The 25,963-nt window shown below is 72.3% G+C and carries 20 protein-coding genes; 16 read left to right on the plus strand and 4 right to left on the minus strand.

Annotation, left to right across the window (positions count from 1 at the left end):
- Window positions 1–80 precede the first annotated feature (80 nt).
- The 4 genes from ACZ7DE_RS11990 (at window position 81) to glpK (ending at window position 6,396) form a co-directional block, all read left to right on the plus strand.
- Window positions 81–3,167: an AfsR/SARP family transcriptional regulator gene (locus ACZ7DE_RS11990; protein WP_470759976.1), complete on the plus strand. Its 3,087-nt coding sequence runs from the start codon at window positions 81–83 to the stop codon at window positions 3,165–3,167.
- A 132-nt stretch (window positions 3,168–3,299) separates the two neighbouring features.
- The gene (locus ACZ7DE_RS11995; protein ID WP_470759978.1) at window positions 3,300–3,725 is read left to right on the plus strand and encodes a DUF3592 domain-containing protein; all 426 of its coding nucleotides are present in this window, start codon (window positions 3,300–3,302) and stop codon (window positions 3,723–3,725) included.
- Window positions 3,726–4,008: 283 nt separating this feature from the next.
- Window positions 4,009–4,854 carry an MIP/aquaporin family protein gene (locus ACZ7DE_RS12000; protein ID WP_470759980.1) on the plus strand — a complete coding sequence of 282 codons (846 nt, stop codon included), beginning with the start codon at window positions 4,009–4,011 and terminating at the stop codon, window positions 4,852–4,854.
- Between the two features lie 24 nt (window positions 4,855–4,878).
- Window positions 4,879–6,396: a glycerol kinase GlpK gene (glpK, locus tag ACZ7DE_RS12005; RefSeq protein ID WP_470759982.1), complete on the plus strand. Its 1,518-nt coding sequence runs from the start codon at window positions 4,879–4,881 to the stop codon at window positions 6,394–6,396.
- A 194-nt stretch (window positions 6,397–6,590) separates the two neighbouring features.
- Here glpK and ACZ7DE_RS12010 read toward each other — a convergent pair whose 3' ends face one another.
- Window positions 6,591–7,541, minus strand: coding sequence for an alpha/beta fold hydrolase (locus ACZ7DE_RS12010; protein ID WP_470760119.1), 951 nt, complete (start codon window positions 7,539–7,541; stop codon window positions 6,591–6,593).
- Window positions 7,542–7,753: 212 nt separating this feature from the next.
- Here ACZ7DE_RS12010 and ACZ7DE_RS12015 point away from each other — a divergent pair, with 212 nt between their 5' ends.
- Entirely contained in the window at window positions 7,754–8,101 is a 348-nt protein-coding gene (locus ACZ7DE_RS12015) for a hypothetical protein (protein WP_470759985.1), read from the plus strand.
- 159 nt (window positions 8,102–8,260) lie between these two features.
- Here ACZ7DE_RS12015 and ACZ7DE_RS12020 read toward each other — a convergent pair whose 3' ends face one another.
- Entirely contained in the window at window positions 8,261–8,947 is a 687-nt protein-coding gene (locus ACZ7DE_RS12020; RefSeq protein ID WP_470759987.1) for a hypothetical protein, read from the minus strand.
- Between the two features lie 149 nt (window positions 8,948–9,096).
- Here ACZ7DE_RS12020 and ACZ7DE_RS12025 point away from each other — a divergent pair, with 149 nt between their 5' ends.
- Window positions 9,097–9,477 carry a PadR family transcriptional regulator gene (locus tag ACZ7DE_RS12025; RefSeq protein ID WP_470759989.1) on the plus strand — a complete coding sequence of 127 codons (381 nt, stop codon included), beginning with the start codon at window positions 9,097–9,099 and terminating at the stop codon, window positions 9,475–9,477.
- Window positions 9,478–9,785: 308 nt separating this feature from the next.
- Here the strand turns inward: ACZ7DE_RS12025 and ACZ7DE_RS12030 are convergent, their stop codons facing one another.
- Window positions 9,786–10,577: a cyclase family protein gene (locus tag ACZ7DE_RS12030; RefSeq protein ID WP_470759992.1), complete on the minus strand. Its 792-nt coding sequence runs from the start codon at window positions 10,575–10,577 to the stop codon at window positions 9,786–9,788.
- Between the two features lie 99 nt (window positions 10,578–10,676).
- Window positions 10,677–14,015, minus strand: coding sequence for a BTAD domain-containing putative transcriptional regulator (locus ACZ7DE_RS12035; protein WP_470759994.1), 3,339 nt, complete (start codon window positions 14,013–14,015; stop codon window positions 10,677–10,679).
- Between the two features lie 214 nt (window positions 14,016–14,229).
- Here ACZ7DE_RS12035 and ACZ7DE_RS12040 point away from each other — a divergent pair, with 214 nt between their 5' ends.
- The 10 genes from ACZ7DE_RS12040 (at window position 14,230) to ACZ7DE_RS12085 (ending at window position 25,942) form a co-directional block, all read left to right on the plus strand.
- The gene (locus ACZ7DE_RS12040; protein WP_470759996.1) at window positions 14,230–17,142 is read left to right on the plus strand and encodes an AfsR/SARP family transcriptional regulator; all 2,913 of its coding nucleotides are present in this window, start codon (window positions 14,230–14,232) and stop codon (window positions 17,140–17,142) included.
- Window positions 17,143–17,326: 184 nt separating this feature from the next.
- Window positions 17,327–17,962, plus strand: a complete 636-nt coding sequence (locus ACZ7DE_RS12045; RefSeq protein WP_470759998.1) for a 2OG-Fe(II) oxygenase — start codon at window positions 17,327–17,329, stop codon at window positions 17,960–17,962.
- 4 nt (window positions 17,963–17,966) lie between these two features.
- Window positions 17,967–18,614, plus strand: coding sequence for a 2OG-Fe(II) oxygenase family protein (locus ACZ7DE_RS12050; protein ID WP_470759999.1), 648 nt, complete (start codon window positions 17,967–17,969; stop codon window positions 18,612–18,614).
- A 21-nt stretch (window positions 18,615–18,635) separates the two neighbouring features.
- Window positions 18,636–19,748, plus strand: a complete 1,113-nt coding sequence (locus ACZ7DE_RS12055) for a DUF6421 family protein (RefSeq protein WP_470760000.1) — start codon at window positions 18,636–18,638, stop codon at window positions 19,746–19,748.
- Between the two features lie 58 nt (window positions 19,749–19,806).
- Complete coding sequence (locus ACZ7DE_RS12060; RefSeq protein WP_470760003.1) at window positions 19,807–20,628, plus strand: DUF6202 family protein; 822 nt, start codon at window positions 19,807–19,809, stop codon at window positions 20,626–20,628.
- Window positions 20,629–20,659: 31 nt separating this feature from the next.
- Window positions 20,660–21,952: an ATP-grasp domain-containing protein gene (locus ACZ7DE_RS12065; protein WP_470760006.1), complete on the plus strand. Its 1,293-nt coding sequence runs from the start codon at window positions 20,660–20,662 to the stop codon at window positions 21,950–21,952.
- Window positions 21,945–23,354, plus strand: coding sequence for a B12-binding domain-containing radical SAM protein (locus tag ACZ7DE_RS12070; protein ID WP_470760008.1), 1,410 nt, complete (start codon window positions 21,945–21,947; stop codon window positions 23,352–23,354). The genes ACZ7DE_RS12065 and ACZ7DE_RS12070 overlap by 8 nt, the downstream gene beginning before the upstream one ends.
- Complete coding sequence (locus tag ACZ7DE_RS12075) at window positions 23,351–24,496, plus strand: aminotransferase class I/II-fold pyridoxal phosphate-dependent enzyme (RefSeq protein ID WP_470760010.1); 1,146 nt, start codon at window positions 23,351–23,353, stop codon at window positions 24,494–24,496. The genes ACZ7DE_RS12070 and ACZ7DE_RS12075 overlap by 4 nt, the downstream gene beginning before the upstream one ends.
- The gene (locus ACZ7DE_RS12080; protein ID WP_470760011.1) at window positions 24,493–25,314 is read left to right on the plus strand and encodes a tyrosine-protein phosphatase; all 822 of its coding nucleotides are present in this window, start codon (window positions 24,493–24,495) and stop codon (window positions 25,312–25,314) included. Before ACZ7DE_RS12075 ends, ACZ7DE_RS12080 begins: the two co-directional genes overlap by 4 nt.
- Entirely contained in the window at window positions 25,301–25,942 is a 642-nt protein-coding gene (locus ACZ7DE_RS12085) for a 2OG-Fe(II) oxygenase (protein ID WP_470760013.1), read from the plus strand. Before ACZ7DE_RS12080 ends, ACZ7DE_RS12085 begins: the two co-directional genes overlap by 14 nt.
- Window positions 25,943–25,963 lie beyond the last annotated feature (21 nt).

The raw sequence follows: 25,963 nt of genomic DNA on the forward strand, positions 1-25,963 counted from the left end.
TTGCCTCGCAGGTGGCCAGGTGGTTGGGTGACGCCCGGCGGCGACGGGCGACGCGCGCAGGGTGGGGCAGGGGTGACGGCGTGACGGGATTTCAGCTGCTCGGGCCCGTGGAGTTATGGGTGTCGGGCCGGCCGGTGGACCTGGGGCCCGCCAAACGGCGTACGGTCCTGGCCGCGCTGCTGGTGGACGCGGGCCGCTGGGTGGCGGCCGACACGCTCATCGACCGGGTCTGGGGCGAGGACCCTCCCGCGCAGGTGCGCGCCACCCTGTACGCCCACATCGCCCGTATCCGCCGTGTCCTCGTGGACACGGCCCCGCATCTCTCCGGCGGCGACGACGGCCGGCCCACCGCGCCGTCCTTACTGCGCGGCTCGGGAGGCTACCGCCTCGACATCCCGTCGGACCTGGTCGACGCGCACCGCTTCCGCGGTCTCGTCACGCGGGCCCGTCAGGCCGACTGCTCCGACGCGGCGCGGGTGACGACGCTGCGGGAGGCGATGAGCCTGTGGCAGGGCAAGCCGCTGGCCGGACTGCCCGGCGACTGGGCGGCACGCACCAGGGAGAGCTGGCTGCACCAGCGCATCGGCGCCGTCCTGGCCTGGGCGGACGCCGAACTGCGCGTCGGCGGCCATGTCGTGGTGGTCGACACGCTGTCGGTCCTCGTCGCCGAGCACCCGCTGGTCGAGCCGCTGGCGGTCGCGCTGATGCGGGCGCTGCACGCCGCCGGGCGCGACCCGGAGGCGCTCGCCTGCTACGCCGCCCTGCAGAAGCGGCTGGCCGAAGAGCTCGGCGCCGACCCGGGAGCCGAGGCCCGCCGCGAACACCAGGCGATCCTGCGCGGTACAGGCACCGCGCCGGCGGTCCCTCGCACTCCGCCCGGCGCCTTCGCCGGGGCCGGGCGGGCCAGAGTGACGCCCGCGCAACTCCCCATGGACGCAGTGGGGTTCACCGGCCGGGAGGAGGAACTGGCCCGACTGGAGAAGATCCTGGTCCCCCCTGCGCAGCGGCCTGCCGCGGTGGTCGTCTCGGCGGTGTCCGGGACGGCGGGCGTCGGCAAGACGGCCCTGGCGGTGCACTGGGCGCACCGGGCGCGGGACCGTTTCCCGGACGGCCAGTTGTACGTGAACCTGCGCGGCTACGACCCCGACCGGCCCATGACGGCCCCCGACGCCCTGGTGCGGTTCCTGACCGCACTCGGGGTGTCCGGGCAGGACATCCCGCTGGAGGCGGACGACCGGGCGGCGCGCTACCGCACCGAGGTCGCGGGCCGGCGCATGCTGATCGTGCTCGACAACGCCGCCACCGTCGAGCAGGTGCGTCCGCTGCTGCCCGGCACCGGCTCCTGCGCGGTGCTGGTGACCAGCCGCGACAGCCTGGCCGGGCTGGTCGCGCGGGAGGGCGCCCACCGCCTCGACCTCGACCTGCTGCCCGCCGACGCCGCCCGCACCCTGCTGCGCCGGCTGATCGGCCCCCGCGCCGAAGCCGAGCCCGACGCCGTCGACGCCCTCGCCGCGCACTGCGCCCGACTGCCCCTGGCGCTGCGGGTCGCCGCGGAACTCGCCGCTGCCCGCCCCGCCACGCCGCTGACCGACCTCGTCACCGAACTCGCCGACCGGCAGCGGAGACTGGACGTGCTCGACGCGGACGGCGACCCCCGGACCGCCGTGGCCGCGGTGTTCTCCTGGTCGCTGCGGCAGCTGCCGGCGGCCACGGCGCGTACCTTCCGGCTGCTCGGCCTGCACCCCGGCCCCGACCTCGACGCTCATGCGGCCGCCGCGCTGACCGGCAGCGGCCTGGCGGACACCAGGCGTGCACTCGACGTCCTCGCCCGCGCCCACCTGGTCCAGCGCGTGGACGCCGCCCGCTTCGGCATGCACGACCTGCTGCGTGCCTACGCCACCGGCCTCGCCACCGCCGAGGACGGGCCGAAGGCCCGCGAAGCGGCGCTCGACCGGCTCTTCGACCACTACCTCGTCACCGCGGCCGCCGCCATGAACTGCCTCCACCCGGCCGAGGCCCACTTACGGCCCGCCGTTCCCGAACCCGCCACCCCTGTACCCGACCTGTCCGATCCCGAGGCCGCGCGCGCCTGGCTGAACACCGAGCGACCGTGTCTGACGGCGATGTCCGCCCACACCGCCGGCCACGGCCGGCCGACCCACGCCATCCGGCTCTCCCTCACCCTGTACCGCCACCTCATCAGCGGCCACCACACCGACGGCCTCACGATGCACGGTCACGCCCGGGACGCGGCGCGCCGCATCGGCGACCGGGGGAGCGAGGCGCGGGCCCTGCTCGGCCTCGGCACCGCCTTCTACCAGCTGGCCCGGCACGAACCGGCCCGCCGGCGCCTTCAGGAGGCGCTGACGCTGTTCCGGCAGACCGGTGATCCGACGGGGCAGGCCCGCGCCCTGGTCAACCTCGGTCTCGTCGAGGAACGACTGGGCCGCTTCCTGCCGGCCGTCGAGTACCTCGAACAGGCCCTGTCGCTGTACCGGGGAGCCGGCGACCGGTCGGGGGAGGCGATCGCCCTCAAGGACCTCGCCAGCGTGGAGGGGCAGCTGGGCCGCTACGGACAGGCCGCCGACCATCTCCGGCAGGCCCTGACCCTGCTCCGCGAGACCGGCAACCATTACCTGCAAGCCCATGCGCTCAACGACCTCGGCACGGTCGAAACGCGCCTGGGCGCTCTCGGTGCGGCCGCCGGCCATCAGGAGCAAGCCCTGGCCCTGTTCCGGGAGGTCGGCGACGGTTACGGCGAAGCCGGGGCGCTGCACAGCCTCGGCGTCATCCACACCCGGCGCGACCAGCACGCACAGGCCGTCGAGTGCCACCGGCAGGCGCTCGCCCTGTACCGCCGGAACGGCGACCGGGACGGCGAGGCGAGGGCGCTCAACGGGCTCGGCGAGGCCGCCCGTGCCGCCGGCCGGTCCGCCGACGCCCTCGCCCACCACACCGACGCCCTCGTCATCGCCGAGGACATCGAGAACCCGGGTCAGCAGGCCCGCGCCCACGGCGGCCTCGGCGACGCCCACCACGCGCTCGGCGACACCGCCGCCGCCGTCCGCAGGTACGAGCGTGCGCTCGCCCTCTACACCGAATGCGGCATGCCCGAGGCCGACGCCGTCGGAACGAAGCTGGCCACGCTGACACGACCCCGCCCGTAGCCCCGTCGCCGGTCCCAGCAGGTCGGGGGCCCGTAGCCCGTGCGGGAACCCACGACGTCGTCATCGCGCGCAAGGGCGGGTCGCGGGCCCGAGCCGCGCAACCGGCGACCCCTCTCACGCGTCGCACCACACATGGAACGTGAATGGCTCTTCTCGCTCATCCCGCTCGTGATCGGCGCGGCCTTCCTCGGGATCGGCGTGTACGGACTCCGTCGCGCCGGCGCGCTGCGGCGCACAGGTGTCACCGCCGAGGGACGGATCGTCCGCCACGACGTCATGCGTGACAGCGAAGGAGTCACCCTCCGCTTCCCGGTCGCGGCCTGGACGACCCGGGACGGCCGCGCGTGCGAGTACGCGTCCAGGTTCGGCCGCGGTTCCATCGCGGGCGCCTTCGGCGTGGGCGCCCGCGTCGTGGTCCGCTACGACACGGACAACCCCCGGCGGTTCGAGATCCAGGGCTGGGACGTCACGACGGTCGACCTGCTGTTCACCGTCCTGGGCGCGCTGCTCACGGCGGGCACGTTGCTGGTGCTGCTCCTCCTGCTGATCGCTCTCTGACCGCGGCCGGGGCGTCAGGGCGTCCGTAGGGAACGCCCCGCGCCGCGGCGGTGCCCGCTTCCCGGCCCGCGAGCATCCAGTCGACGCTTCGCCCACCCGCGCCCTCGCCGGGGAAAACAGCAGGTCAAAGGCGTTCGGGCCAGATGATCAGCTGCACTTGTGCAACGCCTTTGGTGAGGACTAATCCCATTTGTGCGATTAGTCCATGATCCCCCTATGCTGTTGTACGGGAGAGCTCGAGCATTCGATGTGCCGGCTCCGTGCCGGCGGGAAGCGGGCTTCCATGGCTGAGCGATTCAAAAGGTCCGGGTTGGTCGGCGAAGTGTCGGCCGAGTTCGCCGGCACCATGATTCTCATCCTCTTCGGCTGTGGCGTGGTGGCCCAGGTGGTCGCCGGTGGAGCGCTCACGACGCCACCGGGAGGACTCGGAAACCACGACAGCATCGCCTGGGCCTGGGGCCTGGGCGTCACCCTGGGCGTCTACGTCGCGGCCCGACTGAGCGGCGCCCACCTCAATCCGGCGGTGACGGTCGCCCTGGCCACGTTCAAGGGCTTCCCGTGGCGCAAGGTGGCCCCCTATGTGGTGGCCCAGACAGCCGGCGCCTTCGTGGCGGCCCTCATCGTGCGGTGGAACTACACCGAGGCGCTGGCGAAGGCCGACCCCGGACACACCATCAAGACACAGGGCGTGTTCTCCACGCTCCCCGCCAACGGCAATCCGAACCTGCCGGTCCACGAGTGGGGCGCGTTCCGTGACCAGATCATCGGCACCGCGATCCTGCTCCTGCTGATCCTGGCCGTCACGGACCTGCTGAACACTCCGCCGGGCGCCAACCTGGCCCCGTTCATCGTCGGTCTGATCGTCGTGGCCATCGGCATGGCGTGGGGCACCAACGCGGGATACGCGATCAACCCGGCACGTGACTTCGGACCCCGACTGGCCAGCTTCTTCACGGGCTACGGCACAGCATGGCGAGATCAGTACGGGAATCTCTACTTCTGGGTGCCGATCGTCGGTCCGCTGATCGGCGGACTGCTCGGCGCCGGCCTCTACAAGGCCTTCATCGGTCGGTTCCTGCCGACGGCGGAGCCGGAGCCTCCCGGCCGTGTTCCGGCTCCCGAGGAATGACACCCACAGCAGAGGCGGCAACCCATGGCTGACTTCGTGGGCGCGGTGGACCAAGGCACCACCAGCACCCGATTCATGATCTTCGACCACTCCGGGAACGAGGTGGCGAAGCACCAGCTGGAGCACGCCCAGATCCTTCCGCGCTCGGGGTGGGTCGAGCACGACCCGGTGGAGATCTGGGAGCGCACCAACTCGGTGATGCAGAACGCGTTGCGGCACGGCAACCTCGCTCCCGAGGACCTGGCCGCGATCGGCATCACCAACCAGCGGGAGACCACCGTCGTGTGGGACCCGCGCAACGGACGTCCCTACTACAACGCCATCGTCTGGCAGGACACCCGCACCGACTCCATCGCGGCGGCACTGGAGCGCTCGGGCCAGGGCGACGTCATCCGCCGCAAGGCGGGCCTGCCGCCGGCGACCTACTTCTCCGGCGGCAAGATCCAGTGGATCCTGGAGAACGTCGACGGCGTCCGCGAGGCGGCGGAACAAGGTCACGCCCTCTTCGGCAACACGGACGCCTGGGTTCTGTGGAACCTGACCGGCGGCCCCGACGGCGGCGTCCACGCCACCGACGTGACCAACGCCAGCCGCACCATGCTGATGGACCTGGAGACCCTCGACTGGGACGACGAGCTGCTGGGCTTCTTCAACATCCCCCGGCAGATGCTGCCCACCATCAGCCCGTCCTCCCACCGGGAGGCGTTCGGCGTGACCCGCACCTCCCGGCCGCTGCGCGCCGCCATCCCGATCGCCGGTGTGCTCGGCGACCAGCAGGCGGCCACGGTCGGACAGGTCTGCTACGCGCCGGGCGAGGCCAAGAACACCTACGGCACGGGCAACTTCCTGGTCCTCAACACCGGTACGGAGCTGGTCCGCTCGCAGCACGGTCTGCTCACCACCGTGGCGTACCAGTTCGGCGACAGCCCGGCGATCTACGCCCTGGAGGGCTCCATCGCCGTCACCGGGTCGGCGGTCCAGTGGCTGCGCGACCAGATGAAGGTCATCAAGGACGCGGCGGAGAGCGAGGCGCTGGCGCGCACGGTCGAGGACAACGGCGGGATGTACTTCGTTCCCGCCTTCTCCGGCCTGTTCGCTCCGTACTGGCGCTCCGACGCCCGCGGCGCGATCGTCGGCCTGGCCCGCTACAACGACAACGGTCACCTGGCCCGGGCGACCCTGGAGTCCATCTGCTACCAGAGCCGCGACGTCGTCGAGGCCATGGAGCAGGACTCCGGTGTCCACCTCGACGTGCTGAAGGTCGACGGCGGCGTGACGGCCAACGACCTGTGCATGCAGATCCAGGCCGACGTCCTGGGCGTACCGGTGAGCCGTCCGGTCGTCGCCGAGACCACCGCGCTCGGCGCCGCCTACGCGGCGGGTCTGGCCACCGGCTTCTGGCGCGACACCGACGAACTGCGCACCCACTGGCAGGAGTCCAAGCGCTGGGAGCCCCAGTGGTCCGAGGACCAGCGGGCCGAGGGGTACGCGGGCTGGAAGAAGGCGGTGGAGCGCACGCTCGACTGGGCCAAGGTCGAGTAGCCCGCCCGACGCAGGCAGGCGCCGCCCGTGCCGTCGGGCGGCGCCTGCCCGCGTCGCACGGTCGCCGAGCCCCGCTCGCCGCCGTCGGCGGATGCGGGACTTCTCCTGAACAGGACGCAGTCCGTGGACGCGCCGAGGGGCGCTGCCGGCAGCGCAGGAGTCCGCACTGCCGGGAGCGGCCTCGCGGCGGGTGGTCAGCCTCGGAGTTCGGTGAGGAACTCCACGAGCGCCGCGTTCACCTCCGCCGGCCGCTCCTGCTGCGTCCAGTGTCCGCACCCCTCCAGCCTGACCGGCGCGCGCCGCAGCGACGGCATCAACTCCGGCAGCGACGCGATGAGTTCGGGCGTCCCCGGGAACGCGGGCACCGCGTCGCGGTCCCCGTAGACGTACAGCGCGGGCACACTCACGACCGCCCCCTGCCAGGCCGCCGTCAACTCCCAGTTCCGGTCGAGATTGCGGTACCAGTTGAGCGCGCCGGTGAAGCCCTCGGCGAAGCTGTCGGTGAGGACGTCCAGGTCCGTCTCGGTGAACCACTCCGGCAGAACCTCGGGATCGGGCATCGTCTCCAGCCAACCCCGCCCGGGCTCGATCAGCGGCTGCTTCCCCTCGCCCGCGTCGGGCGTGTCGCCGGAGGCCATGTAGAAGAACTTCCGCAGAGTCGTGCGGGTGTCCTTCGCGAACTCCGCGTCCGCAACGCCGGGTTGGTTGAAGTAGTTCCAGTAGAACCGGCCGTCGAACATCTTCTCCATGGCGGCGAGCGGAGGCTTCGCACCCCGGAACGGCGGCGGCACGCTCAGCCCCGCCACCCCCAGGACGACATCCGGCCGAAGCAGCGCGGTGTGCCAGGCCACCGGCGCGCCCCAGTCGTGACCGACGACGTACGCCTGCTCCTCGCCCAGCGCATGGATCAGCCCGACGACGTCACCCACCAGGTGGAGGATGCTGTACGCGTTCACGTCCCCGGGGTGATCGCTACGCCCGTACCCACGCTGGTCGGGGGCGACCACGCGGAAGCCCGCGGCGGCCAGCGGGCCGAACTGGTGGTGCCAGGAATGCCAACACTCCGGAAAGCCGTGAAGAAGGACGACCAGAGGACCTTCGCCCTCCTCCGCGATGTGCAGCCGGATCCCGTTCACGTCGATCATTCGATGCTCAACCATATGCAAAAGCGTATGCCCCTCGATCTTCGGGACGAGTGGCGGCCCACCGAGGGCGCCGGCGAGACTCGGCGGATTGACGGCCCGATACCGCGGATGAGAGGCACACCCCGAGGCGTCGGCGGCCGTGGGCGAGTCGTGGACGGTCCGCGGGCGAGTCGTGGGCGTTGGACTACCTACCCGTTGCACGATGCGCTGTTGTGAACGGGCGGAACGGTGCCGCCGGGGTCAGCGGGCGAGGGAGACGGCGAAGCACCCTTCCCGACGCGGTCACCCGCGCGGCCCGGGAACAACTCGGCCTGGTCGCCCTGCCCCTGCCGCTCCCGATGCCCGCCGTCCCGCTGTACCTGCTGTGGCGCCAGCGCTACGACGACGACCGCGCCCACGGTTGGCTGCGCGACCTGGTCACCGAAACCGTCCAGGCGCTGTTCGCGGCACCGACCGCGCCCCAACAGGCCGTGGGCGTCGTCGGCTTGTCGGACGCGCGCGACAGCGAGGGGCCAGGCCATGCCGGTTCAGGGACGGCTTCACGGACGGCGGAGCGCTGACCGGGCGTGTGCATACGGGCGACGTCTCCTCGTCGATGAGGAGGTCTGCCCTGGTGGCCACCACGTGGGGCGTGTCAGGGCGGAAGGGGGGCGCGGCCGCCGGGGCGGGCGTTCACCGGTCCGACGCGGTTCAGCCGGCACGGCCGCGCGATACGGGCCTCAGGGGGTGAAGACCTCGTCGAGGCGGTCGATGGCCCCGTCGGCGCCGAGGTGGTAGGTGAACACCAGCCCCGAGTTCGGGTGCGCCTCGAGCCAGTCGAGGAACTCCTGGACGCCGATGTGCTGGTTCTCGGTGCTTTCCACAATGGGGTTGGTCACCGTGACGTACGCGGCCTGATCCATCGGGATGAAGGTCTCCTTGCCGACCGTCTCGAACGGTGCGCCGTCGGAGTCGGGGGAGCCGCATCCCCAGTTGCCGTGCTTGACGATCAGGCTCAGGGATCCCCCTTCCGGGGTGTAGCGGTAGACCGCGATCTCGTCGGGGGAGATGGGCATCTTGTGGTCGCAGGCGTCACCGTCGCCCTCGGCGCTCACCGAGGCCGTCGCCGTGGGCGCGGGAGCCGGGGGCTTCGAGGCGACGGGGACGACCGTGGGGGACGTGACGCCGCCGCCCGCGCTCGGGGAAGCCGTCGCGGCAGGCTTCTTGCTCGCCGTGCCGGCGTCCGCGCCCTTGGACGCGCCGGTGCCGCTCGACGTCGTCGCGCTCGGTTTCGCGTCACCGCCGGCGCTGCCCGTGCCGCCGCCGGAGCAGCCCGTGAGGCCCAGCGCCGCCGCGGCGCAGACGCTCAGCGCGACCGCTCGGACGGCGCTCGGTCTGTGGCGGTTCTTCTGCGGCGTCAGGTTCATGGTTCGTCCCCCATCTTGCTCGTACGAGATCTCCGCGAGCCTAGTCGGCTCAGGAGCAATGGACGAGTTTCGGCCGTCACCGGTTGCGCGGTGGCCGGATCTTGATGCAGCCCGCTGCCGCCGCTTGATGGGCTATGTAGAGTACGAGTATGGGTGTACCGCGTATGACCCTGCAGACCCAACTGGTCTTGCGGGCTTTCCTGGAGGACCCCGCCCGGCGGCGCTACGGCCTCGAACTGTGCGAGCTGGCGGGACTGCCGTCCGGCACGATCTATCCGATCCTGGCCCGCCTGGAACAGACCGGCTGGGTCGACAGCACCTGGGAGGACCCGGCCGTCCACGAGGAAGAAGGCCGTCCACGCCGACGTTTCTACCGGATCACCGCGGAGGGCGCCGAGCAGGCCCGTGACGCCCTCGTACGTGTGTACCGATCGAGGAAACTGCCGCCGCCGAGTTGGGCGACGACCGACGCCGTGCCCGACACTGCCGCTCGACCCAGCCGATCGGATCGACGGGGCCGGCCGGACTGACCCGGTCGAACGGACTGACCCGGCCGATCGGACGGGTTCGGTCCTGGGCCGACGCGGACCGGACCCTCGACAGGGGAGGGCCTGCCGACAGTGCGCTCATACGCCAGGGGGTGCGCCAGTCGGCGTAGGTGCGCGGCAGGTGGTGTGCGGAGACGGCGGCGCGTGGGAATTCGCCGTATCAGTCGCCCTCGGCGGAAGAAATAGTCCATCTGCGCGCTTCGGCTGTCGATTGACCTGACCCCCGTCGACCGACCGGCCCCCGTCCCGTCGACCGACCGGCCCCCGTCCCGTCGGCCCCCCGTCCCGGCTCAGTCCGCCAGGTGCAGGCTGAATGCCCTTGCGGGGAAGCCCGATCCGGCCTTCGGCCGGGGCCAGGCCGCCACGATCAGGGCGCCCGCCTCGGGCACCCGGTGGAGGCCGGCCATCAGCTCGATCTGCCAGCGGTCGTGCTCCAGGACGTACCGTTCCAGGCCGAAGTCGCCCGCGGAGGCTGCGACACCGGGGTCGGTGTCGGCCTGCTCGTGGCCGATCGCGGTGACGTGCGCCTCCTCGACCAGGTGACGCAGCACCTCGGCCGACCAGCCCGGGCAGTGGCTCACGCCGTCGGCGTCCTTGTTCGCCATCGCCGCCGCGTCCGGCCAGCGGCTGCTCCAGTCCGTGCGCAGCGCGACGAACGCCCCGTCGGGGACACGGCCGTTGCGCGCTTCCCACGCCCTCACGTCGTCGAGGGTGGGTACGGCGTCGGGGTCGGCGGCCACCCGGTCGCTGATGTCGAGGACGACCAGCGGCAGGATCATCTCGTCGACGGGTATCTCGTCGAGCGTGCGGGCCCCGTTCACGAAGTGGGAGGGCGGGTCGACATGGGTGCCCCACTGACCGACGAGCGTGTAGACGTGCAGGTCGCAGGCGTCGCCGCGGGCCGTGGCCAAGAGCGTCTCGCGACGTTCGTCGGGGAAGGCGGCGGCGTGCGGCTGGCCGGGGTGGAAGGCGTGGGTGAGGTCGGTGCGGATCGCGGAGCCGAGCAGTTCGCGGTGCAGCGCCCACAGCGGCGGTTCGGTCGTGGGCTCGGTCGCCGTGCCGTCGGTGAAGTGGGGGGTCATCGGTGCGCAGGCCTCTCTCGTGGGTGAACCTCGGTGCGAGGGGCGGCTCGCGGTACGGCGCCGGACCGGTCCGGCACCGGGCTGCGAGCCGGGACTTCGTCAGAGGCGGGAAGGCCCGGGCACGCGGGCCAGACGCTCCGCCGGATCGCTGCAGCCACGCGGCGGTAGCGGCGACTGCAGCCGCGGCAGCCGGTTGAAGGGCAGATTGGGGCTGAGGTACGCGTCCTCGCCGCCGGCCCTGATCTCCCTGGCCGCCCGCCGCAGCGTCGCCCGTGCGGCCTCGACCGCCCCCGCGTCGTACTGGGCGTGCGCCAGCAGGCCGAGGTGCAGCGGCAGTCGGATGCGCAGCTGCCGGGCGCCCAGATCGGTCACCGCCGCCTTGAGGGCGTCGAGCGCGCCCGGCGTCCCGAGCCGGTGCTGCGCCCAGCCGCGGCACACCTTGAGCAGGGCCGCCCAGTGCTGCAGGCCGTGCGTGTCGGCGATCCGCAGGCCCTCGGCGGCGGAGGCGGCGGTGGCGTCGGCGTCCTCGGCGAGGGCGGCGACCAGCGCGTGGGAGTAGTGGGCGCTGGCCCGGTCGACCGGGGTGCCCTCGCAGCCGGTGAGCGCCAGCAGCTCCTGGGCCAGGGCGAGCGCCTCGTCCTGGGCGCCGAGCAGCGACAGGGCGAGGACTCGGTGGTTCATGGCCAGGAAGCGGGGGTCGTGCTGAGTGTGGTGGGCGAGCTGCCCGAGCCGGGCGGGGGAGAGGTTCCCGGCCGTCTGCTCCGCCTCCGTCAGGGCGGTCAACGCTTCGGAGGTGCGGCTGGGCAGGTGCAGGATGCCGTGGGCGAGCCGTTCGTGCAGGTGGGCCTCCGGGGCGTCGGCGTGCTGCGCCATGACGCGCAGCTGCCGGGCGCGGCGGGCGCTCTCCTGCCGGTGGCCGGTCACCAGTTGGGCCATGCACTGGGAGAACACCAGCGCGGGCTCCTGCACCATGCCGGACGACATGCTGAGCATCCGCTGGGACTCGGCCACGACCTCCCGGTCGCCGTACCCGCGAGTGACGGTGGCGATCTGGAGGATGCGCTTGCGCAGATGCAGTGCCTGCGCCGTCGAACCGCCTGCCGAGGGGGCGGAGGTGAGCAGCGCGTACGCGCGCCGGAACCAGGTCTGCGCGCGGTCGTATCCGCTCTCCAGGGCGGCCTGTTCGCCGGCCCGCACGAGGTGCGGCAGCACCTGGTCCGGGGGCAGTGTCAGCGCGGCCTGCCAGGCGTGGTGGGCCAGGCGCGAGGCCGCCGCGGGATGGCCGTCGTCCTGGGCGCCGAGCACGCCCACCGCCCGTGCGTGCAGGTCGGAACGCTCCTGGTCGCTCATCTCGTCGAGCAGTACGTCCCGCACCAGGCCGTAGCGGAACACCAGCTTGCGGGCGTGGTCGCGGTCGCGGTGCAGCAGGCCGGTGCGCAGCGCCTCCTCCACGGCGCGGGTGCCCGGGGCGGTGTCGCCCAGCACGCTGGTCAGCAGGGACAGACCGGCCTCGGGTCCGAGCACCGCGCATCCCCTGAGCGCCCGCAGGACCTCGGGCGCCAGTCCGGCCAGGCGGCGGCGCAGCATGCTGGACACGCCGGTGGGAATTTCGGTGAGGACCTGGCGCGCCGCGCGCGCCCCGTGCAGGGAGCGTGCGCCGCCCGCGTGCGCCAGTAACTGGCCGAGGAGGTAGGGATTGCCGCCGCTGCGCTCGTAGAGCCCGCGCACCACGGCCGTGGCCGGGCCCGGCCCGCCCTGGGCCGCGACCAGGCTCTGGACCTGTTCCTCGGACAGGTCGTCGAGGTGGACGACGTCCGTACGGGAATCGGCCAGCAGTTCCTGCAACGGCCCGTCGGGTTCGGCGCCGGCTCCCACACCGGATTCCCGGACGCTGATCACCACGCTCACCGCGCGGCCCTGCGTGCGGTCGCTGAGCAGCGCGAGGACGTCGAGCGTGGGGCGGTCCGCCCGGTGCACGTTCTCCAGGACGAGCAGGAGGGGAGCGTCGCCGGCGTGGCGCAGAATCGTTTCACTCAACGCGTCGTGGGCCAGGAAGCGTTGCTGCGTCATCTCGCGGCGGTCGGCGTTCGCCCTCTCCTGCGGGTTGGACAGCGTTGTCATCGCATTGTCGGGACACAGCTGTGGCAGGTTGTCGCCCGCCGGCGTGTCCGGGCCGGCGAGCATGCGCAGCACCTGGTGCCACACCCAGCAGGCCGGCATGCCCTCGGCGGTGCGGCAGCTCACCCGGACCACCCGGGTACCGGCGACCCACCGCGTGGCGTGCGCCGTGGCCCGGGCCAGCAACTCGGTCTTGCCCACCCCCGCCTGGCCGACGACCGCGGTGAGGTGTCCGCTGCCCTCCAGCGCGGCGGTGACGGAGCGGCGCAGCGAGGCCAGGGCGTTTTCCCGCCCTTCGAAGAGGGGGAGCGGCGACGCGGGGTCCGGGGCCCGACCGGGCGCGGCGGCGGTGTCCGTCGGCCGCACGGTGGTGTGTTCGCCGGGTCCGGAGCCGGGCGTCGCGGGGCCGACGGCCCGGCCGTGCACGCCGTCGGTTTCCGGACGCTTCTCCTCGCGCGGGGTCTCGCGCTCCGGCCTGGTCCGCACCTCGATCCGCTGCCCGGCCGGTGGGGTGCTGCCGAGTTCGTGCCGCAGGATGGCCAGGTGGACGCGTCGCAGGTCGTCTCCCGGCGCCACGCCGAGCTCTTCCGACAACTGCGTGCGCGTACGGTCGTACAGCCGAAGCGCCTCGGTCTGCTGGCCGAGCCGGTACAGACCCGTCATCAGGGCGGCCACGATGCGTTCGTCCGAGGGGAAGCGGATCACCTCCCGCCGTAGGGACTCCACCGTGGTGCTCGCCTCGCCGAGGGCCAGCAGGGCCTCGGCGCGGGCCGTGACGGCCGCCGTGCGCAGATGCTGGAGCCGTGCGCTCTCCTCCGCCAGCGGCTCGTACGATGTGAGATCCAGGAAGGGATCGGCCCGCCACAGGCGCAACGCGGAGTCGAGCACCTCGCGCGCGTCACCGAACCGGCCCTCGACGGCGTGCTGTTGTCCGCGGGACACCATCTCGTCGAACCGGCACAGGTCGATGGCCTCCGCGTCCAGCGCGAGGACGTAGCCGGGCGCTCGGTAGTGCAGCGGGGCCGGCCCCCCTTCCTTGCCGTGACCCGACGTCAAGGCCCGGCGCAGATGGGACATGTAGGTCTGGAGTGTGGCGTGGGGCCGGCGGGGCGGTTTGTTGCCCCATAACTCGTCGACGAGTTGATCCACGCGGACCACCTGCCCCAGACGCAGCATCAGCAGCCCGAGGACCGCCCGGTGCCGCGGCGGCCCGAGATGCACCTGCTCGCCGCCGCGCCGTGCCGTCATCACGCCAAATGCTTCGAGTGAGAGGTTCGCCGTCGCGGGCCGGGGCCGTTGTACTTCCGTTGCGTACGTCATACCAGGTGCATATGCCTTTCACTCGCTCCGTACGTGCGGCGAGCAGAGTACACATGCCCCTGTGCGGAAAGAGTGACGATGCACTGACGGTGAGAACAAGCCATGGAACGCCTCCCTCCGCTCGGCGGCGACGGCCCGCCGCACACGCTGCCACATACACTCTGATCAGCGCATTTTCGTTTCGCCGGCCGCAGGGCCGGGCTTCTGGGAAGACATGGATCAACACATCGCCTTCGGGGTCCTGGGCCCCATCAAGATCTGGCGGGACGGTGCGGAACTGCCCCCGGGGCCGCCCAAGCAGCGGGCGGTGCTGGCCCTGCTCCTGCTGCAGGCCGGACAGCCCGTGAGCCTGTCCAGGATCGTGGACGCCCTGTGGCCCGGCGGCCCGCCCGACAGTGCGGTGAACATCGTCCACCGGCATGTCGGTAATCTGCGGAAGCTGTTGGAACCACAGCTTCCGCCACGCGCTCCCGGCAGGCTGCTGGTGCGCCGCGTCGGCGGCTACGCCATCGACGTCGACGCCGACGCCCTCGATCTGCTGCGGTTCCGCGAGCTGGCACAGCGCGCCCGCACCGCCCAGGCCGGCGGCGACCCCGACCGCGCCGTCGAACTGTTCACCGAGGCACTGTCGTTGTGGCGCGGGGAGGCCGCGGCGGGCGTCCCGCAGGAGATGCGCAGCCACCCGGCGTTCTTCGCCGTCGACAGCGAGCACCTGGCCGTGCTGCGCGAGGGAGCCGACCTCATGCTCGCCTCGGGCGCGCCCGAACCGGTGCTGCCGCTGCTGCAGAGCGCCGTCGCGCTGCACCCCCTGGACGAGTCCCTGCACGTCCGTCTGGTCCAGGCGCTGGCCGCCACCGGCCGGCAGGCCGAGGCGCTCGCCCTGTACGACACGGTGCGCGCCCGGCTCGCCGCCCAGGTCGGCGTCGAACCCGGGCCGGAACTCGGCGCCGTCCGCGCCCGTCTGCTGCGTCAGGTGCAGGCGCCCACCGCAGGCGCAGGCGCAGGCACCGGCGCCGGCGGCGACCGCCGGCCGGCGGCCGACGCCGCGGAGCCGCGCCGGCGGAACGCGCCGGAGAGCAAACCGCCGGCCGTGCGCCCCACCCAACTGCCGCCCGATCTGCGCACCTTCGTGGGCCGCCGGAACGAACTCGCCCGCCTCTCCGAGCTCCTGGACGAGCTCGACGGCGGCCGCCCGGCAACCGCCTCCGTGGTGATCAGCGCCATCGACGGGATGGCCGGCGTCGGCAAGACCACCCTCGCCGTGCATGTGGCACACCGGCTCGCCCACCGGTTTCCGGACGGCCAGTTGTACGTCAACCTGCGCGGGTTCGACGTGAGCGAGTCCGCCGTGCCCGCGGCCGAGGTGCTGCGTTCGTTCCTGACCGCCCTCGGCGTCCCCGCCAGGGACCTGCCCCCGGACACCGACTCGCGGGTCGCCCTCTACCGCAGCCTCCTGGCCGGTCAGCGGATCCTGATCCTCCTGGACAACGCCCTCGACTCCGAGCATGTGCGGCCCCTGATGCCGGGCAGTTCCTCCTGCCTGGTCGTCATCACCAGCCGCACCCAGCTGCGCGGCCTGGTCGCCACCCACGGGGCGCGACCGCTCACCCTGGGCCTGCTCAGCCGCGAGGAGTCCCGCGAGGTGCTCGCCGGCCACGTGGGCCAGGACCGCACCGCCGCGGAGCCCGCGGCCGTCGACGAGATCATCGACCTGTGCGGACGGCTGCCCCTGGCCCTGGCCATCGTCGCAGCCCACGCCGCGACCCAGCCCGACCTGCCCCTGGCCTCCGTCGCCGCAGCGCTCCGCGACGACCGCGACAGCCTCGACGGCTTCGCCGGCGAAGACCGCTACACCGACCTGCGCACCGTCTTCTCCTGGTCCTGCCGCAGTGTGGGTCCGCACGCGGCACGGCTGCTGAGGCTGCTCGCACTGCACCCGGGCCCGGACATCTCCGCCGCGGCCGCGGCCAGCCTCGCCGCTGTGCCCGAGCGCCGGGTCAGGTCGCTGCTGGCCGCACTGAACGGCGCCCACCTGCTGACCCGGTCGGCCTCCAACCGGTACGCCTTCCACGACCTGCTGAAGGTCCACGCCCTCGAACAGGTTCGCGACCTGGAAGACGAGGACACCCGGCACCTCGCCCTACGACGGCTGCTCGACCACTGCCTGCACACCGCGTACGCGGCTGCCGAGGCACTCATGCCGAACCGTATCGAGGCCCCGCTCGAACCCGACGCCGCGCCGGGCGTCGTACCCGAACCGGTCGAGGGACGACAGGAGGCGATGGCGTGGCTCGACCGCGAGCTGCCGGTCCTGCTGTCCGCCGTCCCGTACGCGCAGCGCATGGGCTTCCCGCAGCACGCCTGGCTGCTGGCCCAGGCGCTGGAACTCCACCTCGACCGGCAGGGCCGATGGCAGGACCAGATCGCCGTCCAGGAGACGGCCCTGGACGCGGCCGTCTCGCTGAAGGACCCGCTCCGGGAGGCGCAGGCGTGCCGGGCGCTGGGCTTCGCCTGCGGGCGGCTCTCCGAGGACGACCGGGCGGACGCCCTGCTCCGGCGGGCCCTGACCCTGTTCACCGGAGTCGGCGACGCCCCAGGGCAGGCCCGCACCCACCGCCAGATGGCCTTCCTGGCCAACGGCCAGGGCCTGCACGCCGACGCCCTGCGCCACTACGACCAGGCCCTGGAGCTCTACCGGGGCATCCGGCACCTGAGCGGTCAGGCCGTCGTCCTCAACGAGGTCGGCTGGACCCACATCCTCCTCGGCGACCACGAACGCGCGATCACCTGGTGCGACCGGGCTGTCTCGCTGCACCGGGCCATCGGCGACGTCAACGGCGAGGCTGCGGCGTGGGACAGCCTCGGGCTCGCCCACCACCACCTGGGCCGCCACCTGGAGGCCCTGGACTGCTACCGGCGGGCGCTCACCCTGTACCGGCACATGAACGACCGTTACCTCCAGGCCGACACCCTCCTGCACCTGGGAGACACCCACGAGGCGCTGGGCGCACACATCACCGCCGTCTTCGTGTGGCGCCAGGCCGTGCGGATCCTCGACGACATGGGACACCCGGAGGCGGAGCAGGCACGCCTGCGTCTGGAGGGCGCCCCGCACCATCCGGAGTGACGCCCCGGGCGCGAGCTGCAAGGGGAACCGCAAGGACCCCCGCAAGGACACGGCCAGCGGTCGGGCGAGAGATCGGCAAGGCACCCGGCGCAGACTCGGGATCACCACCGGGCGACCGCCGGTGGCGCCCCGTCCCCGCGGCCCACGGGCAGCGCGCCGGGGCCCCGACTCCAGCGAGGCGACCGTGATACGAGCCAGCGCCCAGGTGGTCACCCACGCGGAACCACATGTGCACCACACCGGACTCCATCTGATCGACCCCGAGGACCTGCGCCGGCTCAACGCCGAACCACCGGCCATGAGCGAGTTCATCCGCGCGGTGAAAGAGGCCCCGGAGTTCGACAAGCACTACCGGCTCTGGCTCATGACGGTGTATCAGGACGGCCGGTACACGCCGAAGGCCGAGAAGCTTCCCCCGGCCTGGTCCGAACTGGTCGGCGAGGTGGTGCAGGACTCCTTCCGCACCTGGCTGTCCTCCCGCACCGGCGTGGACCTGGAGGGCGCCGCGCTGGAGGTGAACGTGTCGCTCCGCGACCCCGGTGACTACCGGAACGTGCACCGCGGCAAACCCGACCGGGCGATGAACGCCGTACTCGTCCTGAGCGAGCACTGGCCCGAGAACGGCGGAGGCGCCTACGACCTGTGGGAGTCGCCCGGGGCGGACGCCCCGGCCCGCTCCGTGCGGCCTGTGCCGGGAAGCCTCTACACCGTCGTCCCCTCGGACGCCTCCTGGCACTCGGTCTCGCCCGTCGCCCAGGACGCCCCCGGCTCTCTGCTCACCCTCGCACTGGGCTACTCGAAGCCCGAAAGAAGGAGCTGACCTCATGCTTCGGAAGGACTCGCCGGTCCTGCACGTCGACGCCCCGTTCACCCTGCACCTCGCCCAGGGGCTGCTCACCAAGGACATGGTGACCGAACTGTACGCGACCGCGCCCGTCAACAGGACGGCCGCGATCTCCCGCGTCGATCCGGCACACGAGAAGCAGTACCGGATGAACCTCTTCTACCTCATGGTCAACAACCAGCGGAGCAAGGCATCCGGCGAGCTGCCGGCCGTCTGGCGCTCCCTGCTGGACGACCTGTCAGGCGCGGAGTTCACTGCCTGGCTCTCCAAGAGCACGGGCATCGACCTGCACGGACTCTCACAGGACATCGGCGTCTACACCCACGTGGACGGGGACTTCATCTCGGTCCACAAGGACAAGGCGGACAAGGCCATCACCGCCATCCTCTACCTCAACCCCGAGTGGCCCACGACCGCCGGCGGCGAGTTCGAGGTCCACTTCAGCGGCGACCCCGACGACGACCACGTCTTCCGGCTCCCCCCGCGCCCCGGACAGCTGCTGGCCTTCCCGCCCACGGACAAGTCCTGGCACGCCGTGTCCCGCGTCGACTCCGGAGGGGAGATCACCCGGCTCACCGTGCAGCTGGAGTACTGGTTCGAGCATGTCGACCGCTACAGCACCGACTGAGCGCCCGCCGCAGGAGAACTTATGGACGACATGAGCCCGGTGTTCGCCGAGGTCAACCGTTTACGGCGGCAGATCGGCGACCGTACGTCCTTCCGGGACCCGGAATTCCTCAAGGACCTGGCCGACCGGCTGGAGCGGTCACCCGCCCTGCGCCACCGCCCGATAGCCCAGGCGCTCGCCTCCGACCTGCGCGCCTTCCGGCCCGGACAGGTGCTCCGGGCCACGAAGGAACACATCAACAGCCGACGGGACAACGAGGTCTTCTCCCTCTTCGACGCCTCCTACTTCCCGTCGCTCTCGCTGGACTACCTCACGTACGAGACCCTGCCGACCGACCCGCACCTCGCCGAGCGGTACGCCAGCAACACCCTGCCGGTCAACATCACCGGCGCCACCGAGGGGTTCGGGTCGCGGGTGGTCGTCGCGCTGTTCCCGGAGAACCAGCTCGACGGCCACCAGGGCCCGGACGACATGATCTTCTACTTCATCGACAAGTTCGTCGAGCGCCACCTGCGCATCACCCGGCGCATGATCGAGGCCGTGACGGCGCCGGACAGCTTCCCGCTGCTGCACGGCATCACCGACGAACAGGTCGAGCAGGCGTCCTCGTGGTGGGTGAGGCTCCACGAGTACCACCACCGGCAGGGCGACATGCCCGTCCCGCAGTACCTGCCCGCCAAGAAGAAGAAACCGCTGGCCGGCCTCGAAGAACTCCGGGTCGACGTCTCCGGCGTCCTCGCCTGCGAGGACGACGAGAAGCTGCCCCGGCAACAGGCGCGGCTGGCGGCCCAGTTCATCCTCGCCGAACGCCTGCTGCGGTACGCCGTGGAGGGCATCCCCCGGCCCAACTACGACGCCGTCGCCTCGCAGTTGCTGTTCAACTACTGCGAGAGCCACGGCGGCCTGAAGGTGAAGGACGGCGTCATCCACGTCGCCTCCGACATCGTCGCCGTCCTGCGGGAGTTCCTCGGCGAGATCCAGCGCATGGAGAGCCGGATCCACGAGGAGCCCGTCACCTCCGTGACCGCCCGCATGCTCGCCTTCACCAACTCGTACACCGACTACGACGCGCAGGCGCGCGACTACCGGCACATCGCCTTCTTCGCCGACGTCAAGGAGCGGCTGGGCGTGTGACCGGCGGGCACCGGCCCGCTCAGCCCGCCCCGGCCCCATCCCTTTGGAGTGTGTGATCGTGAACGCTTTGGCCCTGTCCGCCGCGGAACAACAAGACCTGGACGCGCGCGTCGGGAAGGAGATCGACGCCGCACGGCTGCGGCGGGCCGACAACTCCTTCTTCGGCGAGGCCCGCAGGGCCGAGCGGGTCACCCCCGAAGCCGCGCTCGCCATCGCCCACCGGTGGCGTGCCATGACCAAGGCGTTCATGTTCACCACGCTCTCCGGCCTGGGCGTGATGGCACGCCGCTTCCAGAGCCAGGACGCGCCCGCCCACGACCTGCTGGCCGCCTTCCAGACGGTCTACCAGGTCATCGGCGACGACCTGGACAACGCGGCGCCCGCCTTCCGCGAGGTGGCCCCCCGCGGCCCTGCCGGCATCCACTACATCTGGTGGGAGGACACGGTCCTGAAGCCCGTCGCCGCCCATGTCGCCGAGGAGGCGAGGCACACGGCGGCGGCGCTGCCCCAGGCGGTCACCGACCTGCTGGGCAACATGGACCGCCTGGCCGCCCACCCCCTGGGCGCGGCGGTGCAGTTGCGGGTGGTGGAGGACATCGCCCTGGACATCGCCGTCGGCTTCCGGCGCCTGTACGCCAAGGTCGAGGTGCCCGGGACGGCCCTGTTCGGCGGCCGCGACGACCTCGCCTGGGTGGACTCCCACATCAAGGCCGAGACCATGCACGCCGCCCAGGTCAGCGACGAGGACACCGGCATGACACGGCTGGTGGCCGACCACGAGCAGGCCGAGGAGTTCCTCACCGCGGTCCGTGAGTACGCCGCGAACTGGTCCCGGGCCCTGGAGACGTACGCACAGGCGCTGCGCGACGGCCGCGCCTGAAGCGGTCCGCGCCCGGCGAAAGGAACTTCCCGTGTTTCTCGTCCTGAACAACAAGCCGATCCTGCACCGCGTGCCGGAATGGTTCCCGCAGGCCCGGCAGGAACTGATCGTGGTCAGCACGCGCAGCGGACTGGGTGCCAGCGCCTTCCCCGACCTCGCGCGCAGCTTCCGCCACCTGCACCTCGTGAGCAGCCTCGAACGGCCCGGCCTGGAGGAGGACCTGGTCGCGCTGTGTCGACGCTTCGGCGTCCAGCGCATCCTGTCCACCGGGGAACGCGACGTCCTGCGGGCCGCCGCACTGCGCGAGCGCCTCGGCCTGCCCGGCCAGGACGTCGCCTGCGCCACCGCCTACCGCGACAAGTACACGATGAAGAGCCTGCTCACCGCCGCAGGCATCCCCGTGGCCCCGATGCGCCGTCTGACCTCGCCCGCCGACCTGACCGGCTTCGCGACCGAGGCCGGGTTCCCGCTGGTCGTCAAACGCCGTCTGTCGGGCGGCTCCAACGGCACCCGGGTGCTGTGGGACGGCGACGCGCTGACGGCGTTCACCGCCGACTGGGCAGCCGGCCGCACCGACCCGCCCGACCTCGCCGAGGCCTGGGTGGAGGGCGACTTCTACCACGTCAACGGCCTGATGCGGGACGGGCGGATCGTCCTGGCACAGCCGTCCTACCAGCCGTACTCCGACTGGTTCTCCGTGGCGTACGACGCCCCCGGGATGAGCGGCATGATGCCGGACGAGGACCCGATGTCCCCGCGCCTGCGCGACACCGCGGCCCGAGTGGTGGCCACCATGCCGGCCGTACCGGGCGTCTGCGCCTTCCAGGTCGAGTTCTTCCACACCCCGGACGACCGGCTCGTCGTGTGCGAGACCGCCTGCCGGGCCGGCGGATCCCGCATGGTCGAGACGCACGAGGACACCCTCGGCGTGCACCTGCACGGCGCCAGCCTGCTCGGCCAGGCCGGGCGCAGTGACCAGGTGACGATCCGCGCGACCGGACGACGTCAGGGCTACGCGCGTTTCCCGCCCGCCCACGGGACGCTGCGCCACCTGCCGCGGCAGTGCCCCCTGCCGCAGACCCTCGAATACACCGCCACCGGCGAGGAGGGGCGCCACTACGACCCCGCCACCGCCCTCGGTTCCTCCGTCGCCGACATCGTCGTCTCGCTGACCGGACCCGACACAGCGGCCGAACTCCTCGCCGTCGAGACGTGGTGGGAGTCCGCCGTCGTCTGGCAGGACAGGCGCAACCCCGTGCCGGACCGCTTCAAGTCCGTCCACCGTGTCCGCCCGGACACACGCGAAAGGGCCCTCCATGTCTGAGCACGTCACGCCCGCCGGCCGAGCGGCCTCACTCGCACCGGGGTCGCGCATCCTGGTCGTGTGGCCCCCGCAGGTCCTCAGCTACTTCAACGCGGGCCACCACCTCGCCCTCTACCAGGTGGCCGGCCACCTGCGCACCGCCCTGCCGGACAGCGAGGTCACCGTCCTCGACGCCACCGTGCTGCGCAGGACCTGGAAGGACATCGGCAACGACCTCTTCCAGCGGTGCTACGACGCGATCGCCGTCATGAACGACTTCGACGGCATCGACGGCCTGCGGCGCTTCGTCAGCTACGCCCGAGCGCTGAGCCCCGACACCCCCATCGTCACCTTCGGCCGGCTCAGCGGCGTCAACCCGCTGTTCTTCCAGCAGCTCGACATCGACGCCGTCGCCGAGAACGGCGACTTCGAGGCGGCGGTGCTGGCGGCCCTGCGGGTCTTCGGCGGAGACGCCGGCACCGCGGCGGGCGTGCACCTGCGGCACACCGACGGCACCTGGCACGCACCGGCCGCGCCGGGCGCCGTCCTGCCCGCGGAGGACTGGTACCTGCCGACCCCGGACGAGATCCCCTACCAGCGCTACGACGAGCTCTACCACGACGACGCCAACAAGTTCTGCGGCATCCCGCAGCGCCGCGAACTCGTCGTCCCGGCCGCCCGCGGCTGCCCCATCGGCTGCTCCTACTGCGAGGTCCACCCCATCTTCGGCCGCAAGGAACGCCGGCTCACCGTGGACCGGACCGTCGACTACATCGAACAGTCCTTCCGCGCGGCCTCCTTCGAGTACGTCGCCTTCTACGCGCCCACGTTCACCCTGGACCGCCGCTGGACCATGGAACTGTGCGAACGGCTCACCGCCGACGGCGCACGGTTCCCGTGGAAGTGCGCGACGACGATGCACCACCTGGACGAGGAACTCGTGCGGGCCATGGGACGGGCGGGGTGCGTCCGCATCAGCGTCGGTCTGGAGACCCTCGACCCGGACGGGCACGGCGCCCTGCCCCGGTCCAAGCACAAGTCGCGACAGGACCTGGAGGACCTGGCCGCCTGGTGCGCGGCCGCGGGCGTCGAACTGAACTGCTTCGTCATCGTGGGGCTGCCGGGCACCAGCGTGGAGGGGGTACGGCACACCATCGCGACCGTCCAGGCCCTCGGCGGCCGGGCCCGCCCCACCGTCTACGCGCCCTGGGAGGCGTCCCGTCCCGATCTGACGGACGAGGAGATGGCCGCCTTCAACCGGCAGCTGTTCGTCCCCGGCACGCACGACCTGGACCCGGCGCAACTGCGGGACGCCTACGAACTGGTCTTCGGCCCCCAGCCCGACGTGACCGCCGTCTTCGAGAAGATCCCCGCCCGCGCGGCCGGGGCGGACGGCGACCCGGTGCTGCTGGGGGCCTCGTGAACCCGGACCGGCCGCGCGACGAGGAACCCGGGGGGACGACACCGCGGTCGCCGTTCCTGCTGCCGAGCACCGGCCGCTACCGCAGCCGCCGCACCCGCCGGCCCGGCGAGGTCAACCTCAAGAGCTGCGGCCTGCTCGACGCGCGGGCCGCGGCCCTGCACCGGCGCACACTCGCCGGCCTGGACCCCCTCGAAGTGCTCACCTACCCGGTGCTGCGCGACGTCTACGCCGAGCTCGCCGACCGGCTGGACGCGGACCCGGACGGACTGGTGCTGACCGCGGGCAGCGATCCGGGCCTGGGGATGCTGGTGAGGGCCTTCCCCGCGGCCCGGCGCATCGTCCTGCACCATCCCAACTACGAGGGCTGGCAGAAGTTCGCACGGATCGCGGGGTGTGAGCTCGACACGGTTCCGCCCGACCCCGACACCGGCCGGTTCTCCCTCGCCGACCTGGCCGGACGGCTGCGCGGCGGCCCGCCCGCCTTCGTCGTGGTCACCCAGCCGCACAGCTTCACCGGCCAGGTCCACGCCCGGGCGGAACTGGAGTCCCTCGCCCGCGCCGTCGCCGACCACGGCAGTCTGCTCGTCCTCGACACCGCCTACCTCGCCTTCACCGAAGGAGGGGAGAAGGAGGTCGAGACGGTGACCGGCCGCCCCCACCTGCCCCATGTGGTGCGGGTGAACACCTTCTCCAAGTGCTTCGGCCTGTCCGGCGCCCGCATCGCCGTGCTCAGCTCCCACCCGGACACCGTCCGGCCCCTTCTCGACCTCGACCCGGAAGGACCGGTGTCCGGCATCGCGGTCGCCCTCCTGCGTGCCTGTCTGCGGGAGCAGCCCCTGTTCGAGGAGATCTGGGCGGGCGTCAGGGAGGTCCGGGAACACTTCTTACGCGGTGTCGAACAGGCGCTGCCCGGCTGGCGCGCCCTCGCCGGCGGCGGCAACTTCGCCACCTGGCAGGTCGCCTCGCCCCGTGAGGCGGCGGACACGGCCGCCCACCTCCTCGAACACGGATTCGTGGTGCGCGCCGTGCCCAGCACCCCCGACAGCCCGGCCGCGGTGCGCATCGCGGTCACCGACCGGTCCACCGCGGACCGCGTCACCGACCTGCTGGTGCGACGGCACGGAACGGCGGTGTCACGGTGACCACCGGAGCCCGCCCGCGCCCGCCCGGCCAGCCCCCCGCGGCGGCCGCCCGTCCCACCGGAGGCTCGCGCACCGTCGCGCTGCCCGGCCTGCCCAACGTCCGCGACAGCGCCGGACTGCCCGGCCCGGACGGAGCCCGGCTGCGGCCCGGCGTGCTCTACCGGGGCCCGGCCCCCTCACCCCGCACGGCGCCCGCACTGGACGACCTGGGCATCCGCACCGTGGTCGATCTGCGCACCTCCTTCGAGCAGGGCATCGAGGACGGGCCGGCCGGCATGCGCGCCCGACTCCTGCGCCGGCCCGTGGGCGGGAACATGTCCCGTATCCGCGGCGTGCACCGCCCGCCGCCCAGCGCCTACCTGTTCAACTACCGCTCCATGCTGACCCTCGCGGCCCCGGTGGCCGTGGAGATCATCGGCCTGCTGGCCGAACAGGACCAGGACCCCGTCTACGTCTGCTGCACGGTCGGCAAGGACCGCACCGGGGTGGTCAGCGCGCTGACCCTGCGCGGCCTCGGGGTGCGGCTGGCGGCGGTGGTGGGCGACTACGCGCTCACCGGCCGCGCCTACCGGGCGCTGAGGCCGGGGGACCCGCGGCCCCAGTGGTCCTACGACGGATCCCTGGAAGAGCTCCAGGTCCGCACCGCGTCCCCGGCCTGGACGATGCGCAGCCTGATCACCGGGATCGAGGACGAACACGAGAGCGTCGCCCGCTACCTGGAACGGCAGCACGGGCTGTCCCCGAAGACCCGGCTGCGCGCGGTGCGGCGGGTCTTCGAGCAACACGCCCCGAGGAGAGAACGACATGACGCTGATTGACCTTCAGGCCCTGCGGAACGCGCAGCTCCAGCAGGACCCGTACCGCTACGCCGTCGTCCAGCGGTCCTTCCACGACGACGGGACGGCGCGCGCCCTGAAGGACGGGTTCGCCGCCGACGGGTTCGTGCGCAGCGAACGGCGGCCCGGAAACGGCCGGGGCAAGCACTACCTCATGCACAACCGGACCCTGGTGAGCGGCGGCCGGCAGCACCGCGAGGCCGTGGTCACCCTGCCGGACGTGTGGCGCCGGCTGGTCGACGAGGTGACCTCCGACGGCTACCGGGCCGCCCTGGTCGAACTGACCGGCGCCGACCTGGCCGGCTGCACCGTCGAGGCCCGTATGACGCGGTACTCCAGCGGCTGCTGGATCCAACCGCACACCGACCGCCCCGACAAGGCCGTCACGCATCTCTTCTACTTCAACGACACCTGGCGCAGCGAGTGGCAGGGCGACCTGCACGTGCTGCGCGGACCGGACATGAACGACGTCGCACAGCGCGTCCTGCCGCTGCTCGGGACGTCGGTGGTGCTGGTCCGCTCCGACGACTCCTGGCACGGCGTCCCCCCGGTGTCCGAGGGCTGCCCCGACGACCGGCGGGCGCTGCTCGTCCACTTCGCACGCCCCTGACCAACCCTCAGCCCGCAACGG

The organism is Streptomyces sp. NPDC037083 (assembly GCF_055606485.1).